Origin of the sequence: Sandarakinorhabdus sp. (assembly GCF_040398645.1) — a bacterium.
GTDB lineage: Bacteria > Pseudomonadota > Alphaproteobacteria > Sphingomonadales > Sphingomonadaceae > Sandarakinorhabdus.
The window spans coordinates 1-14,417 of the sequence record NZ_JBBATR010000023.1; the positions used below are offsets into that span (position 1 = coordinate 1).

Genomic DNA, 14,417 nt, shown 5'->3' on the forward strand with positions numbered 1-14,417 from the left:
GTGGGTGGTGCCGCTTAGGTGACTCGAACACCTGACCCCATCATTACGAATGATGTGCTCTACCGGCTGAGCTAAAGCGGCCTCTTTGAATTCGCCGCGATTATCAGCGGGGGGCGGCGCTGGCAAGGGGCGTGTTGGGCGGGGCGCGGATTGTGGCGGTGTGAAAAACCGATTGGCGCCTCAATGGTGGGCCGCAGGCGTCGTTACCAACAGCATGAGCTACACTTCACCCGGCAATCGCCTCGCGCCGTCATCGTCGCAGCAATCATCAATGCCGACGGTTGGACGCAGTGATACGGGTTCCTATCGGTTCGATCAGGTGCCACTGAGTGTTGTTGTGGAACGGCGATTGACCAACCGGGCGCTGGCGGCGTGGCAGAATGCATCTGATGATGGCATCGCCGCGGCATTGGCGCCATTTTTCGATCACAGCCTGGTTGTGCGTGATCCGGCTGGACGCGCCATCATCGAAAGCGTTGGCGGGCCGGTATCGGCGCGCTTTGGCTTGATGGCCGGGTTGCAGCTGCTGCGTGATCCTGGCCTGGGCGAGGAACTGGTGGCGGCCTGTGAGCTCGTGGCCCTGCAGCCGATGCCGATCCCGTTTGAAGCCAGCGTCAATGATCCGATGGGAGCGCAGCTGTTGGTGCGCGGCCTGGCGCTGCCGTTGCCCGAAGCCGACGATCCGGCCGGGCTGGTGCAGATCGTGCTCAGCTGGCGCGAAGTCTTGTCGAAAAGCGCTGCAAAACGCCTTCGGGCCGAGCTGGCCAACGCTTTTGCCGACATTGCCCAGTTGGCACCGGTGATCGAGCCATTTCCGCGCCGGCAGCCACCAACCAGTGTGTTTCCTGTCACGAAAATATGGGAGTGATAGTTAGATCACACTTTTCTTTCCTGCCGGCTGGGCGCATATCAGGCGCATATACCGCAGGAGCTTTTCCCGTGCCTGGTTTGATTGACGGCGTTTCGCCTGCTTTGATTGATGGCGTTGCGCCCGATGACGCTGCCTTCGCCGGTGCGCTGGCGTCCCTTGCGCACAGTTTGTTTGCGCAGGCATTGCCGAGCGAGATCGAAGACCTTGACGAGGCTGGCCGCGCCGGGCTGGCCAGCTTTGTCGCCGCTGCGGCCGGGCATCGGCTGCCCGGTGCACCGGCGATTGTGGTGGAGGCCCAAACAGGTGCCGCCGGCCCGCGCCGCCTGCGCCTGGCCATAATTGGCGAAGATCGGCCGTTTCTGGTTGATTCGGCATCAGCGGCCGTTACCGCTGCCGGCATCGAAATTCACCGCCTGCTGCACCCGATTGTTGATATTCGCCGTGATGAAACCGGCCGCATGCTGGCCGTTACAGCCCCGGAAGCCGGGCCGCCGCCGGCAACCGTGAGCCGCGAATCAGTTATTTACATGGAAATCGAACAAGTCGATCCGGCGACCCGTGCCGCCTTGATCGATAGTCTGGCGCAGGTGTGGGCCGATGTGCAGGTTGCGGTGGACGATTGGCAGGCCATGCTGGCGCTGCTGAAAAGCAGCATTCGTGCGCTTTCCGACAATCCGCCGCCGCTGGCCCCGCATCGCACAGCCGAATTCATGGCATTTCTGGAATGGCTGGCGGCTGACAATTTCACGCTGTTGGGCGCACGGCGTTATTTGATCGACGGCGATCTGGCTGATCCGGCGATGCAGCAGCGCAGCGATATCGGCTATGGGCTGCTGAGAGATGCTGAGTATCCGCTGTGGTCCGGCGTACGCGGCGACAGCGACACGCCGCGCGCATTGCGGGCTTTGCTGGCCAGCCCGGAACCGCTGTTGATCACCCGCGCCGGCGCTGTTGTCAGCGTGCACCGCCGGGTCAATGGCGATCTGATCGCCGTGAAAGGCTTTGATCGGCAAGGCCGGGTCGTTTCGGAAACCCGGTTCTTGGGATTGTACACGTCGGCCGCGCTCGGCACGTCGCCGCGCCAGGTGCCGCTGCTGCGCCGCAAGGTCGGCGAAATCATCGATGCGCTGGGCTTTGGTGACACTGGCCACACCGCCAAGGCACTGGTGCACGTGCTGGAAAGCTTCCCGCGCCAGGAAATGTTCGAAGCCAGTCCGGCGCATCTGCAAACCATGGCGCTGGGGCTGCTCAGCCTGCTGGATCGGCCGCGGCCGAAACTGTTTGCGCGTGCCGATCCGTTCGGGCGCTTCGTTTCGGTGCTGATTTATGTGCCGCGTGACGCCTATACCAGCCGCCTGCGCGAAGCCGCCGGGCAGATGCTGGCGCAGGAATTGCACGGCAGCATCACCCGGTATGAAGTGGAATTGCGCGAAGAAGGCCTGGCGCGGGTGCATTATGTGGTATCGGTGGCCGATGCCGCCAGCTTCACGGCTGATAGTGCCGCGCTGCTTGATCGGCGGCTGCGCCAATTGGTGCGCGGCTGGGAAGAGGATCTGGAAGCCGTGCTGGCGCAGCGGGTGGACCCTGCCCGCGCAGCGCTGTTGACCATCAGCCATGGCCGCGCCTTTTCGGCCAGCTACCGCGCCCAGCACACGCCCGCCGATGCGGCCAGCGATATCCTGGCGCTGGCTGATCTGCCAGACGACCGCGCGCGCGCCGTGCGGATTGCGCCAGTGGGCGGGGCTGCGCCAGTGGGCGGGGCTGCGCCGGCAGACGGCGTTCAGGCCCAGGTGCGGCTGAAGATTTATCGGCTGGGCCGGATCATCCCGCTGTCCGAAGCGGTGCCGGTGCTGGAAAATTTCGGCCTGAAGGTGATCGAGGAATATCCATTCGATCTGGCCGGCGGCCAATTGGGCTGGGTGCATGATTTCCTGACCGAATTGCCGGATGCGTCGCTGTTGGCCGATATCGATGCCTTCGCGGGCCGGCTGGCACCGGCATTGGCCGATGTGCTGATGGGCGCGCAGGAAAATGATGGCTTCAATGCGCTGATCCTGTCGTGCGGCCTTACCGCTGGCGATGCATCGCTGCTGCGGGCATGGTTTCGGTATTTGCGGCAAACCGGCGTGACTTACGGCGTGATGACCGTGGTGGACGCCCTGAAGCGCACGCCGGCCATCACGCGCGATCTGGTGGCATTGTTTGCCGCGCGCTTTGCGCCCGATGTGGCCGACCGGGCTGCCGCGCAGGCTGCTGCGCTGGCCCGCATCGATACGGCACTGGCCGGCGTGGCCAGCATCGATGATGATCGCATCATCCGCCTGTACCGCGCCGCCATGCTGGCAACGCTGCGCACCAATTTCTACGTGCCCAGCGGCCCCGAAGCCATGGCCTTCAAGATTGATTCGGCGGCCATGCCGGGCTTGCCGGCGCCGGTGCCCTACCGCGAAATCTGGGTTTATTCGCCGCGCGTGGAAGGCATTCACCTGCGCAGCGGGCCAATTGCGCGCGGCGGCCTGCGCTGGTCGGATCGGCGCGATGATTTCCGCACCGAAGTGCTGGGCCTGGTAAAGGCGCAAAAGGTAAAAAACACCGTGATCGTGCCCACCGGAGCCAAGGGTGGTTTTTATCCCAAGCTGCTGCCGCCGGCTGGCAATCGCGATGCCTGGTTTGCCGAAGGGACCGAGGCGTACCGGGTGTTCATCCGCGCGCTGCTGTCGATCACCGACAATCTGGCGGTGGACGGCGCTGTGCTGCCGCCGGCCGGCGTGCTGTGCCACGATGCGCCCGATCCGTATCTGGTGGTCGCCGCCGACAAGGGCACGGCCACATTTTCCGACACGGCCAATGCAATTGCCCAGGATCATGGCTTCTGGCTGGGTGATGCCTTCGCCAGTGGCGGCGGCAATGGCTATGATCACAAGGCGATGGCGATCACCGCCAAGGGCGCGTGGATCAGTGTGCAGCGGCATTTCCGCGAGCTGGACATCGATGTGCAAACCCAGACGGTGCGGGTGGCCGGCGTTGGCGACATGTCGGGCGATGTGTTCGGCAACGGGCTGCTGTTATCACCGGCGGTGGCGCTGGTGGCGGCCTTCGATCACCGCCACATTTTCCTCGATCCGCGTCCTGAGCCCGGGCTGGCAGCGGCGTTTGCTGAGCGGCAGCGGATGTTTGCGTTGCCGCGATCAAGCTGGGATGATTATGACAAGGCGTTGATTTCCGAAGGCGGCGGCGTGTTTGCGCGCAGCCTGAAATCCATCCCGCTGTCGGCGCAGGTGCAGGCGATGCTGGGCGTCAGCGCCAGCGCGATGGCCCCGGCTGATCTGATCAACGCCATTTTGAAAATGCCGGTCGATCTGCTGTGGTTTGGCGGCATCGGCACCTATGTGAAGGCCAGCACCGAAAGCCACGCCGATGCCGGTGACCGCGCCAGTGATGCACTGCGCATCGATGCGCGGCAATTGCAGGCGCGGGTGATCGGCGAAGGCGCAAATCTTGGCCTGACGCAGGCCGCGCGCATCGAATTTGCCCGCCAAGGCGGCTGCATCAACACCGATTTCATCGACAATTCCGCCGGAGTCGATTGTTCGGATCACGAGGTCAACATCAAGATCGCCTTGAGCGGCGATGTCGCTGCCGGGCGGCTCAGCCCGCCGGACCGTGACACGCTGCTGCGGGCGATGACAGATGATGTCGCGGCGCTCGTGCTGCGCGACAATCATCTGCAAACCCAGGCGCTCAGCCTCGCGCAAGCCGGCGGCAGTGCGGCCATGCCGGCCCTGCGCCGCCTGATCCAGACCCTCGAGCGCGATGCCGGGCTGAACCGCAGCATCGAAGGCCTCGCCGGCGATGACGCGCTGGCGGCACGGTCTGCTGCTGGCGAAGCCCTTACGCGCCCGGAACTGGCTGTGGTGATGGCCTACGCCAAAATGGCGGCCTATGAAGCGCTGGTGGCCAGCGACGTGGTGGACGATCCGCTGCTGGAAACCGATCTGATTGCAGCGTTCCCGGCAGCGATGCAGGCGCCGCACCGCGCTGCAATCCTCAATCACCGGCTGCGCCGCGAACTGGTCGCCACCAAGCTGGCCAACGAGCTGATCAACCGCGCCGGGCTAACGGCGCCGTTTGAACTGGCCGAGGAAGCCGGCGCCAGCCTGGCCGATGTCGGCCGCGCATTTGTGGCGGTGCGCGAATTATTCGGCATGGCAGCGTTGTGGGCGGCGATCGATACCGCCGATGTGCCCGCCGCAACCGCCAGCAGCCTGCACCGCCAGGCGCAGGCCGCGCTGCGCGCGCAGATGGCCGATGTGCTGCGGCTGGGCAGCGGGCGCATGGCATCGGCGCTGGTGGCCGATCTGGCGCCGGGCGTTGCTGCGCTGAGCGGCGCGCTGCAACAGGTGCTGCGCGCCGAAGTGCGCGGGCAACTTGACCGGATTTCGGCGCGGCTGGCCGCAGCGGGCGCACCGGCTGATCTGGCCGCCGCCGTGGTGCGGATCGAGGCGCTGGACGGTGCCATCGGCACGGCGCTGCTCGCGGCGCAGCGCCAGCTGGACGTTGCAGCGACGGCGCAGGCATACACGATGCTGGGTGAAGCCACCGGCCTGGATTGGGCGCGCGGCGCCGCGGCTGCACTGGCGCCCACCGATCCGTGGGAACGCCTCCTCACCGCAGCCCTGGTGCGCGATTTTGAACAATTGCGGCTTGATCTGCTGGCGCGGATTGCACTGCCGGGCGAAGATCCGCTGGCAGCGATCAGCGTGTGGCTGGCCCGCGAATCCAGCCGCGTGGCGCGCATCGCTGCACCGATCGCGCAGGCGCGGGACAGCGGCGCATCACCGGCGATGCTGGCGCATGTCGCCGGGCTGGCGCGCGCTGCCCTGGCCTGATCGATCCTGCTCACCGCCGATCGCGCCTCGTCACCACTTGTTGCGGCGCGCCCTGCCTGCTAGCGGCAAACCATGTCTGTCGATAACAATATCGTGCGAAAAATCGCTCGTCTGGCGCGCATCGCCATCCCCGAAGCGGACGTGCCGGGCCTGACCGAGCAGCTCAATGGCATCCTCGGCTGGATCGAGCAGCTTGGTGAAGTGGACACGAGCGGCGTCGATCCGATGGCCAGCGTGATGCCGGGCACGCTGCGCTGGCGCGCCGATGTCGTCAGCGATGGCGACATCCAGGACAAGGTGCTGGCCAATGCGCCGGATGCTGCCAGCGGCTTTTTTGCCGTGCCCAAGGTGATCGAATAATGACCGCGCTAACCCAATTGTCGCTGGTGCAGATGCAGGCCGGCCTGGCGAACAAGGAATTCAGTGCCGTTGAACTGGCCCAGGCCCATCTGGATGCCATGGCCGCCAATCGCCATCTGAACGCCTTCATCACCGAAACGCCGGAACTGGCATTGGCGCAGGCCGCGCAGGTGGATGCCGGCACGCGCACCGGGCCGCTGGCCGGCATTCCGCTGGGTATCAAGGATCTGTTTTGCACCGATGGCGTGCAGACCACGGCTGGATCGCTGATCCTGAAGGGCTTTGTGCCGCAGTATGAATCGCGGGTGTCGGCCAATCTGCTGCGCGATGGCGCGGTGTTTCTGGGCAAGCTCAACATGGACGAATTTGCCATGGGATCGTCCAACGAAACCAGCGCTTATGGCAGGGTGATCAGCCCGTGGCATGCAGCGGGCAGCAATGCCGATCTGGTCCCCGGCGGCTCGTCCGGCGGGTCAGCCGCAGCCGTGGCAGCGCGGCTGTGCGCCGGCGCGACCGGCACCGACACCGGCGGCTCCATTCGTCAGCCGGCGGCATTTGTCGGCATCGTAGGCATCAAGCCAACCTATGGCCGCGCGTCGCGCTGGGGCACCATCGCCTTTGCCTCCAGCCTTGATCAGGCCGGCCCGATGGCACGCACCGTCACCGATTGCGCGCATCTGCTGACATCGATGTGCGGCTTTGATCCGCTGGATTCGACCAGCCTGGATGTGCCGGTGCCGGATTTCGCCGCCGGCCTGACCGGCTCGATGCAGGGCAAGCGGGTTGGCATTCCAGCCGAATATCGGCTGGACGGGATGGACCCGGAAATTGCCGCCCTGTGGGATGCCGGCATTGCCTGGCTGGAAGCGGCCGGCGCGCAGATCGTGCCGATTTCCCTGCCGCACACAAAATATGCGCTGCCCACCTATTATATCGTCGCTCCGGCCGAGGCTTCGTCAAATCTGGCCCGCTACGACGGCGTGCGCTACGGCCAGCGCGTGCTGCCGCCCGGCGGCAATGTGCAGGACATGTATGCCGCCACCCGCGCGGCTGGCTTTGGCAAGGAAGTGCAGCGCCGCATCATGATCGGCACCTATGTGCTGTCGGCCGGGTTTTACGACGCCTATTATACCCAGGCCCAGAAGGTGCGGGCGCTGATTGCCCGCGATTTCGAAGCCGCGTTCAAACGCTGCGATGTGCTGCTCACCCCCACTGCGCCCAGCCCGGCCTTTGCATTCGGGGCCAAGGCCGATCCCATCGCCATGTATCTGAATGATGTCTTCACCGTGCCGGCCAGCCTGGCCGGGCTGCCTGCCATGAGCGTGCCGGGCGGGCTGTCTGCCTCCGGCTTGCCGCTCGGCTTGCAGATCATCGGGCGGCCACTGGACGAGATCGGCGTGCTCAATGCCGGGCTGGCCATCGAACGCGCCGCAGGCTTCACCGCTCAGCCGTAACCAGCCGAGCTGGTGACCACGGACGGCTGGCCCAGCGGCCACGTGCCCAGCGGCGCATCGGTTCTTCCACCATACGCCCCGCAAAATGGGCGACGGTTATGGCCAGCCCGAGCATGAGCAAGCTCAGCATGGTGCCTTCACCAGCGCTGCGGCCGAACACTTCGCCGCCGGAGGTCTGCACCGTCAACGCCGGCATGCCGCGGACAATGCGGGGCAGCAAACCAAGCACATCGCCAAACCGCGCCTGCACAAACGCGTGCGAGATATAAAGCGCGCTCGACAATAGCCCCAGCCGAAGCAGCAGCGGCGTCATCAGCAATCGGCTGATCCAGCCAGCTTCGCGTGCAAACACATGGACGGCGAGGCCAAACACCAGCGGCGCGGCAAGATTGGCCGGCGCAGGCGGCGCTGCAGCGATGAACAGCAGCGCCAGCATGGCGGCACCTGTCTCGATGGCTGTGGCCCGTGCCATTGCCGCCCTTGTGCCAAAGCCAGGTGCCTGCCCGGCGCGCTGCGAGAGTGCATGCACCACCACGCCCATGAAAAATCCGCACACAGCGCGCAGCAAGCCTGTGTCCCAGGTGCGCACCATGCCGCCGCCGTCGGCGCCCATCAGCGCCCATGCCAACAGGCCCAGCCCGGCCACCAGCCACAGCCGCTGCGGCCCGCCCCACACCCAGGCCAAGCCAAAGATCACCCAGCTCCAATATTCCGCAGCGATGCTCCACGCCGGGACATTCCAGACGGGACCGCCCGTATAGCCAAAACAATTGAGCAGCAGCGCCGACAGGCCCCAATCTGCCATGCCAAAGCCAGCGCCAAACGCCGAACGGCGCATGATCCCGGCATCGGCCAGCGCGGCGCCCAGCAGTTCAGTGGCGAGGAACAACAACAGCATGACGATATGCAGCGGCCAGATCCGCGCCAGCCGCAAAGCCAGGAAACGGTGCAGATCCGCCGGCGCATTGAGCCGCCCGCCCCAACCGGCCGCAATCACAAAGCCCGATAACACGAAGAAGAAATCCACACACAGCCAGCCGCCGCGCACAAGCGCCGATTGCGCCAGCGGCCCGGCGGCCGGAAAGTGAAACAAGCACACCAACACAGCGCAGAAGCCGCGCAGGCCGTCCAGCGCGCGCAGACGTCCGGGATCGACGCCGGTTTTCGGCGCGTCACCCAGCCCTTGCAGCGGAGCGTGACTTGCCATTTTCAAGGCTTGCCGCCAAAGCAATGCGTATGTCGGACACCAAAACATACACCGTAAAAGGCGCAACAGGCGATTGGGAGATCGTGGTTGGGCTGGAAGTCCATGCGCAGGTTACGGCCAATTCGAAGCTATTTTCAGGCGCCAGCACCCAATTTGGTGCCGAGCCCAATGCGCAGGTCAGTCTGGTTGATGCGGCGATGCCGGGCATGTTGCCGGTGATCAACGGCGTGTGCGTGCGCCAGGCCGTGCGCACCGGGCTGGCCATCGATGCGCAGATCAACAATTGGTCGCGCTTTGATCGGAAGAATTATTTCTATCCCGATCTGCCGCAGGGCTACCAGATCAGCCAGCTCTATCATCCCATCGTTGGCGAAGGCCATCTGGACATCACGCTGGATGATGGCAGCACCAAACGCATCGGCGTGGAGCGTATCCACCTTGAACAGGACGCCGGCAAATCGGTGCACGATCTGCACCCGTCGATGTCTTATGTCGATCTCAATCGCTGCGGCTGCGCGCTGATGGAAATTGTGTCCAAGCCGGATATCCGCTCTCCGGCCGAAGCCGGCGCTTATGTCGCCGGGCTGCGCCAGTTGCTGCGTTATGTGGGCAGCTGCGATGGCAATATGGACGAAGGCTCGATGCGCGCCGATGTGAACGTGTCGGTGCGGCGCGCGGGCGCCGAATTCGGCACACGCACGGAGACCAAGAACGTCAACAGCGTGCGCTTCATCATGGCGACCGTGGAGGTTGAAGCCCGCCGCCAGGTAGATCTGATCGAATCCGGCGGCACCGTGGTGCAGGAAACCCGGCTGTTCGATCCCGGCACCGGCACCACAAGGGCCATGCGCAGCAAGGAAGATGCGCATGATTATCGCTATTTCCCTGATCCCGATCTGTTGCCGCTGGTGTTTGACGATGCGTTTGTTGCGGAGTGCCGGGCATCGCTGCCGGAGCTGCCGGCGGCCAAGCGAGCGCGCTACGGCAGCGAACTTGGCCTGCCGCCCTATCTGGCCGGGGTGTTGACGGCTGAACAGGAAACCGCGGCATGGTTTGAAACCGCGCTGGCTGCCACGGCCGCCCGGCTGAACATGCCGCTGGCCGATGCTGCCGGCCGCGTCGCCAATTTCGTGTCAGGCGATTTGTTTGCTGCCTTGAAAAAGCTGGGCAAGGATATAGGCGACAGCCCGGTGTCCGCCGACGCCGTTGCCGAGCTGCTGGCCTTGGCGGCTGATGGCACCTTGTCTGGCCCGCTGATGAAGCAAGTGTTCGAAGCCATGCTGGAAACCGAGGCCAGCGCCAGCAGCATCGTGGAAACCCGCGGCCTGCGCCAAGTGTCCGACACCGGGGCCATCGATGCTGCCATCCAGACAATCCTCGATGAAAATCCGGATAAGCTGGCCGAATATCGCAGCGGCAAGGACAAATTGTTCGGGTTTTTCGTGGGCCAGGTCATGCGCGCCATGGCCGGCAAGGCTGCGCCCGGCGTGGTCAATGACCGGCTGAAGGCTCTGCTGGCGGGCTGAACCGGCTCGGTTTGCCGACGCAGGCTGGCGGTTCGTCGCCTCAAGGTTGACGCACGCGAGCCGTTGTTGCAACTGCGTATGACAGTTTGATGGCAGGGAATCGGCACGGGTTTTGCTTTTCCTGCACGTCGTGTCTGTCGCGTTGGTAGCGGTGTTTTGGCTGCCATTCGCCGCAGAAGCGCAGTCTTGGCATGACCTATGTCCTTTGCTTCGAACATGCAGATCCCGGCAGCTGGTGCGGCTCTGGTTATTTCCTCCCTTCTGGCCATCGCCCATGTGGCGGCCCAACCGGCCATAATGCCGGCCCAAACGACCGCCGCGATGGCCCCAAATGCGGAAAGCGATGCGGGCGCTGCGCAGGCCGGAATTGGTACCGAAGCAAACGCACACAAAGCGGCTGCCCTCGATGTTCGCCATCTCAATTGCATCGCCAAAGTGGTACACCACGAAGCTGGCAACCAACCCCGCGCCGGACAGATTGCCGTGGCGCAGGTGCTGATCAATCGGGTCAAGCATGGCTTTGGCGACGATGTGTGCGCCGTTGCCAACCAGCCTGGACAATTTTTCCGGCTCAGCCGCTACCGCCCCAACCGCAGCAGCGAAACCTGGGCGCAGGCCATGGACGTGGCGCGCACGGTGATGGCCGGCGATGCCCGCGATCATGCCAAGGGCGCACTGTATTTTCACGCCAATTGGGCCAAGCCCGATCGCTTCTTCCGCGGCCGCACGCGGCTGGTCCGCGTGGAAGATCATGATTTCTATCGCTGAGCGCTGATCGGCTCACCAAGCTGAGTGCCTATATCATGAGGGGCATCAGCAACTGCCTGATCATCCCAGCGCAGCCTTTTTGCATTATCCCAGCGTGATTTCAGCGCAGCGCGCGGGCCATCGAGCCCAAGAGCAGCCGTTTGATCGGCAACGCCGTGCGCGAAGACAGCAATCTGGGCGCTGCGGGCACTGGGCTCAAGGCCATCAGCCCAGGCGGCCAGCGCATGCGCGTTGCCCAGCATCAGCACCAGCAACGCCGTGCCAAGCACAATGGCCATATGTGCCAGGCCGGGCAGGCCAGCAGCATCCGCATCAACATCCACAGGCGAATCAAACTTGCTGGCCATGCGCAACCTTCCCGATCAGAACTGATAATAGATGAAGGCCGCCACGCCTTCAAAACGCATGGCATCGATCAGCAACACGGCGCCCGCCGCCGCAAGGCCCAGCACCGGCGCTGGCCATGTCGCCACACGCCGCGCCATGGCCGGCAGCAAATTGGGCGGGGTGAAATGAATGGCCATGCCCACGCCGATCAAACCGACCAGCAACGGGCTGGCCAGTGCCACGCCGGGGCGAAACGCCCAAAGCTGGACGAAATAATCCAGCGCCCCGGCCAGCGTGTCGGCCCGGAAGAAAATCCAGCCGACAACGACAATATGGAAAATCATCAGCACCGCCAGTGGTGCCGGCAGGGTCGGCCAGCCCGCCGGCCGCCATTGCCGCCACAGCCGTTCCATGGCCAGCACGCCGCCGTGCAGCGCGCCCCAGATCAGAAATGTCCATTTCGCGCCGTGCCACAAGCCGCCGAGCAACATGGTGATCATCAGATTGCGGCACAGGAACCAGATGCTGCCGCGGCTGCCGCCCAGGCTGATGTACAGATAGTCACGCAGCCAGTTCGACAGCGAGATGTGCCAGCGCCGCCAGAAATCCTGCAGCGATGCCGCCCGATAAGGCGACAAGAAATTGCGCGGAAACCGGTAGCCCAGCAGCGCCGCCAGCCCGACGGCCATATCGGAATAGGCTGAAAAATCGCAATAAATCTGCACGGCATAGCCATAGGCGCCGGCCAGCAGATCAAGGCCGGTTTGCGCTGATGGATCGAAAAACACCTTGTCGACCAGCGCCACCGAAAGCTCGCTGGCCACCACGGTTTTCTTGAACAGGCCCCAGATGATCAGGATGATGGCGCTGGCGACCATGCCGCGTGTCAGGCGCGGCTTTGATGCGAACTGCGGCACCAGATGGCTGGCCCGCACGATCGGCCCGGCCACCAGATGCGGAAAAAAGCTCATCAGCAAGGTGAGATCAAGAAAAGTGGCCGGGCGCGTGTCGCGGCGGGCCACATCGATCAGATAGCTCATGCCCTGGAAGGTGAAGAAGCTGATGCCGACCGGCAATATCACTTCGATGACCGGCAAATCGCGGCTCCAGCCCAGCCCGGCCAGCACGCCGGCGACCTCCGTGACAAAAAACCCATAATATTTGAACCAGCCCAGAATCGCCAGATTGGCTGCAACGCCGATGGCCAGCCACGGCTGCGCAGCCTGATCGCGGGCCAGCCGGGCATCGATGCGCGCTGCAATCGACCAGTTGATCGCAGCCGATGCAATCAAAAGCGCCACAAAACGCCAATCCCACACGCCATAAAACACCCAGCTGGCCAGCAGCAGGATGATCTTGCGCCATTCATTGCTGGCCTGCCCCGCCGTCCACACCAGGATCAGCACCGGCAGAAAGAATATCGCGAAATCCAGCGTGGGAAACAGCATCAGGGCGCAACCCCGCCCACCCCGGCAGCGGCCTTGGCCACGACCCGGGCTGCATCAAGATCAGCCAGCAGCAGCCGGGCCACTTCGGCGCCGCCGGCGGCCGAATAATGGATGAAATCCGGCCCGATCAAGCCTTGCTGCATCCAGCGCACCGCCGCGCAGGCCCCGCCCTGCCGAGCGCGCCAATCCCAGAAGGCCAGGCCCAGTTCCGCCGCCAGCCGGCGCTGCACCATTGCCACCGCACCCAGCGCCGGCGGCGTGAACAGCGGCAGCCCGCGCCGCACCGGACGCAGCATCGGGCCGGATAGCCGCACCGGATCCGGCGCGAGCACGCCGCCGGCATCATCCCAATAGGGAATATCAAAGCCTTCAACCGGCAGCCGGCCCGGCGTGGCCATGATCGCCGGATTGCAATCGGCAGCGATGCCCGGCGCATTGGCCCGCAATTGCGTGTTGCGGCTGGCGGCATCGGGCGGGCCGATCAGCAGGATTGGCACAGCGCCGGCCAGACGGCGGATGCGCGCCACTTGCGCGCGGATCTGCCCATCCAGCCGGCCGGCATCGAAAAACGGCGCAAAGGCTTCGTTGGTGCCAAAGGCCAGGATGACCAGATCGGGCGGCAGCGCCTGAAACTGCGCGGCAATGGTGGCATCGTCGGCACGGCCCAGAAACTGCAATTGCGATCCCGGCACGCCCAGATTGGAGACAATGATCCCGCCCGGCCGCTCCAGCCACCAGCCGGTGATGATCGCTTCACCGGCCACCAGCTCCAGCCGGGCCTGATCGACCGCAGCGGCAGGCACCACGCGCCGGCATTGCGGGCCATCTCCGGCAAAGGCCAGCTCCTGCGTATCACTGCCCAGCGTGAGCGCCAGCCGCGGACCATCCGGCGCGGCGGCAACACACACGCCAAATGCCGAAAATGCCGTATCGGCCGTCAGGCCCAGCGCCGCGCCGGGGGTGCGGCTGATCAGCGTGTAGCCCGCGATGCCGCGCGGCGGCCAGGCATCGGCGGCGCCGCTGCCAAACAGCCCGCGCGATAACCATGGCCCGTGGGTGGATGTGGTGACCCCGCGTGTCCGGACGCCGGCATGCGGGTGGCCCGCCGGCATCAGCCCGCGCCCGCCGTTGCCGAGCCGTGCCTGCAAGGTGTCGCGCAGCGCGCCGGTGATGGCATCACCAGCGGTGTGGGAATCGCCGATCTGCACGATGTGCACCTGGCGATCTTGCGGCATGGCATCGGCGCTCAGCGGCACGCCGGCGAGCAGATCGGCCCCGCACAAGGCAGCGAGGCACGGCGCGGCGGCCGCAGCAAGCAGCGCCGCAATCATGGCTGCGGCGGTTTTGGTTCGGTGGGGGCCGGATTGCGAGATGGGGCATCCGTGGCGGCAGCCGGTTCCGGCGGCAGGACATCGGGGAGCAGATTTGTTGGCGGCGCGGACGCAGTGGCCTCCGTGTCAGCTGGCAATTCGATCGGCACGGCCGGGCCAGCCGCCGGCACTAGTGGGCCAGCCGGCGGCACCAGTGGGACAGCAGACGGCACCGGCGGGACAGCAGACGGCACCGG

Annotated in this window: 10 protein-coding genes and 1 tRNA gene; 6 read left to right on the forward strand and 5 right to left on the reverse strand. The window is 65.0% G+C overall.

The annotated features are described in order from the left end of the window. Nucleotides 1-5: 5 nt before the first annotated feature. A tRNA-Thr gene (locus tag ABWP50_RS07240) sits at nucleotides 6-81 on the reverse strand. Between the two features lie 190 nt (nucleotides 82-271). Between ABWP50_RS07240 and ABWP50_RS07245 the strand changes: the two genes are divergently transcribed. From ABWP50_RS07245 to gatA, 4 genes are all read left to right on the forward strand, one after another. After that, complete coding sequence (locus ABWP50_RS07245) at nucleotides 272-868, forward strand: hypothetical protein (RefSeq protein ID WP_353217326.1); 597 nt, start codon at nucleotides 272-274, stop codon at nucleotides 866-868. A 71-nt stretch (nucleotides 869-939) separates the two neighbouring features. After that, nucleotides 940-5,760 (forward strand): NAD-glutamate dehydrogenase, encoded by a 4,821-nt coding sequence (locus ABWP50_RS07250; protein ID WP_353217327.1) that lies wholly within the window; start codon nucleotides 940-942, stop codon nucleotides 5,758-5,760. Between the two features lie 72 nt (nucleotides 5,761-5,832). Continuing rightward, nucleotides 5,833-6,120: an Asp-tRNA(Asn)/Glu-tRNA(Gln) amidotransferase subunit GatC gene (gatC, locus tag ABWP50_RS07255; protein WP_353217328.1), complete on the forward strand. Its 288-nt coding sequence runs from the start codon at nucleotides 5,833-5,835 to the stop codon at nucleotides 6,118-6,120. Then, nucleotides 6,120-7,574 carry an Asp-tRNA(Asn)/Glu-tRNA(Gln) amidotransferase subunit GatA gene (gene gatA / locus ABWP50_RS07260; RefSeq protein WP_353217329.1) on the forward strand — a complete coding sequence of 485 codons (1,455 nt, stop codon included), beginning with the start codon at nucleotides 6,120-6,122 and terminating at the stop codon, nucleotides 7,572-7,574. The genes gatC and gatA overlap by 1 nt, the downstream gene beginning before the upstream one ends. Here gatA and ABWP50_RS07265 read toward each other — a convergent pair. Next, nucleotides 7,558-8,781, reverse strand: coding sequence for an acyltransferase family protein (locus ABWP50_RS07265; protein WP_353217330.1), 1,224 nt, complete (start codon nucleotides 8,779-8,781; stop codon nucleotides 7,558-7,560). The two genes, gatA and ABWP50_RS07265, sit on opposite strands and share 17 nt — an antisense overlap. 29 nt (nucleotides 8,782-8,810) lie before the next feature. Here ABWP50_RS07265 and gatB point away from each other — a divergent pair, with 29 nt between their 5' ends. Together gatB and ABWP50_RS07275 are read left to right on the forward strand one after the other, a co-directional pair. After that, nucleotides 8,811-10,307 (forward strand): Asp-tRNA(Asn)/Glu-tRNA(Gln) amidotransferase subunit GatB, encoded by a 1,497-nt coding sequence (gatB, locus tag ABWP50_RS07270; RefSeq protein WP_353217331.1) that lies wholly within the window; start codon nucleotides 8,811-8,813, stop codon nucleotides 10,305-10,307. Between the two features lie 297 nt (nucleotides 10,308-10,604). Further along, complete coding sequence (locus ABWP50_RS07275) at nucleotides 10,605-11,075, forward strand: cell wall hydrolase (RefSeq protein ID WP_353217332.1); 471 nt, start codon at nucleotides 10,605-10,607, stop codon at nucleotides 11,073-11,075. Here the strand turns inward: ABWP50_RS07275 and ABWP50_RS07280 are convergent. From ABWP50_RS07280 to ABWP50_RS07290, 3 genes are read right to left on the reverse strand one after another with little or no spacing between them, the layout of a single operon-like run. Continuing rightward, a complete protein-coding gene (locus ABWP50_RS07280) occupies nucleotides 11,066-11,422 on the reverse strand; it encodes a hypothetical protein (protein WP_353217333.1) in 357 nt (118 codons plus the stop codon). The genes ABWP50_RS07275 and ABWP50_RS07280 overlap by 10 nt on opposite strands. A gap of 15 nt (nucleotides 11,423-11,437) precedes the next feature. Next, nucleotides 11,438-12,850 (reverse strand): MBOAT family O-acyltransferase, encoded by a 1,413-nt coding sequence (locus tag ABWP50_RS07285; RefSeq protein ID WP_353217334.1) that lies wholly within the window; start codon nucleotides 12,848-12,850, stop codon nucleotides 11,438-11,440. Then, a complete protein-coding gene (locus ABWP50_RS07290; RefSeq protein WP_353217335.1) occupies nucleotides 12,850-14,181 on the reverse strand; it encodes a GDSL-type esterase/lipase family protein in 1,332 nt (443 codons plus the stop codon). The genes ABWP50_RS07285 and ABWP50_RS07290 overlap by 1 nt, the downstream gene beginning before the upstream one ends. Nucleotides 14,182-14,417: the final 236 nt, after the last annotated feature.

Bases quoted from the DNA above. Each gene is read 5' to 3' on its own strand.
- ABWP50_RS07290 (WP_353217335.1), bottom strand. From the start codon at position 14,181: ATGATTGCGGCGCTGCTTGCTGCGGCCGCCGCGCCGTGCCTCGCTGCC.
- ABWP50_RS07245 (WP_353217326.1), top strand. From the start codon at position 272: ATGCCGACGGTTGGACGCAGTGATACGGGTTCCTATCGGTTCGATCAG.
- ABWP50_RS07265 (WP_353217330.1), bottom strand. From the start codon at position 8,781: ATGGCAAGTCACGCTCCGCTGCAAGGGCTGGGTGACGCGCCGAAAACC.
- ABWP50_RS07275 (WP_353217332.1), top strand. From the start codon at position 10,605: ATGCCGGCCCAAACGACCGCCGCGATGGCCCCAAATGCGGAAAGCGAT.
- gatA (WP_353217329.1), top strand. From the start codon at position 6,120: ATGACCGCGCTAACCCAATTGTCGCTGGTGCAGATGCAGGCCGGCCTG.
- gatB (WP_353217331.1), top strand. From the start codon at position 8,811: ATGTCGGACACCAAAACATACACCGTAAAAGGCGCAACAGGCGATTGG.
- ABWP50_RS07285 (WP_353217334.1), bottom strand. From the start codon at position 12,850: ATGCTGTTTCCCACGCTGGATTTCGCGATATTCTTTCTGCCGGTGCTG.
- ABWP50_RS07280 (WP_353217333.1), bottom strand. From the start codon at position 11,422: ATGGCCAGCAAGTTTGATTCGCCTGTGGATGTTGATGCGGATGCTGCT.
- gatC (WP_353217328.1), top strand. From the start codon at position 5,833: ATGTCTGTCGATAACAATATCGTGCGAAAAATCGCTCGTCTGGCGCGC.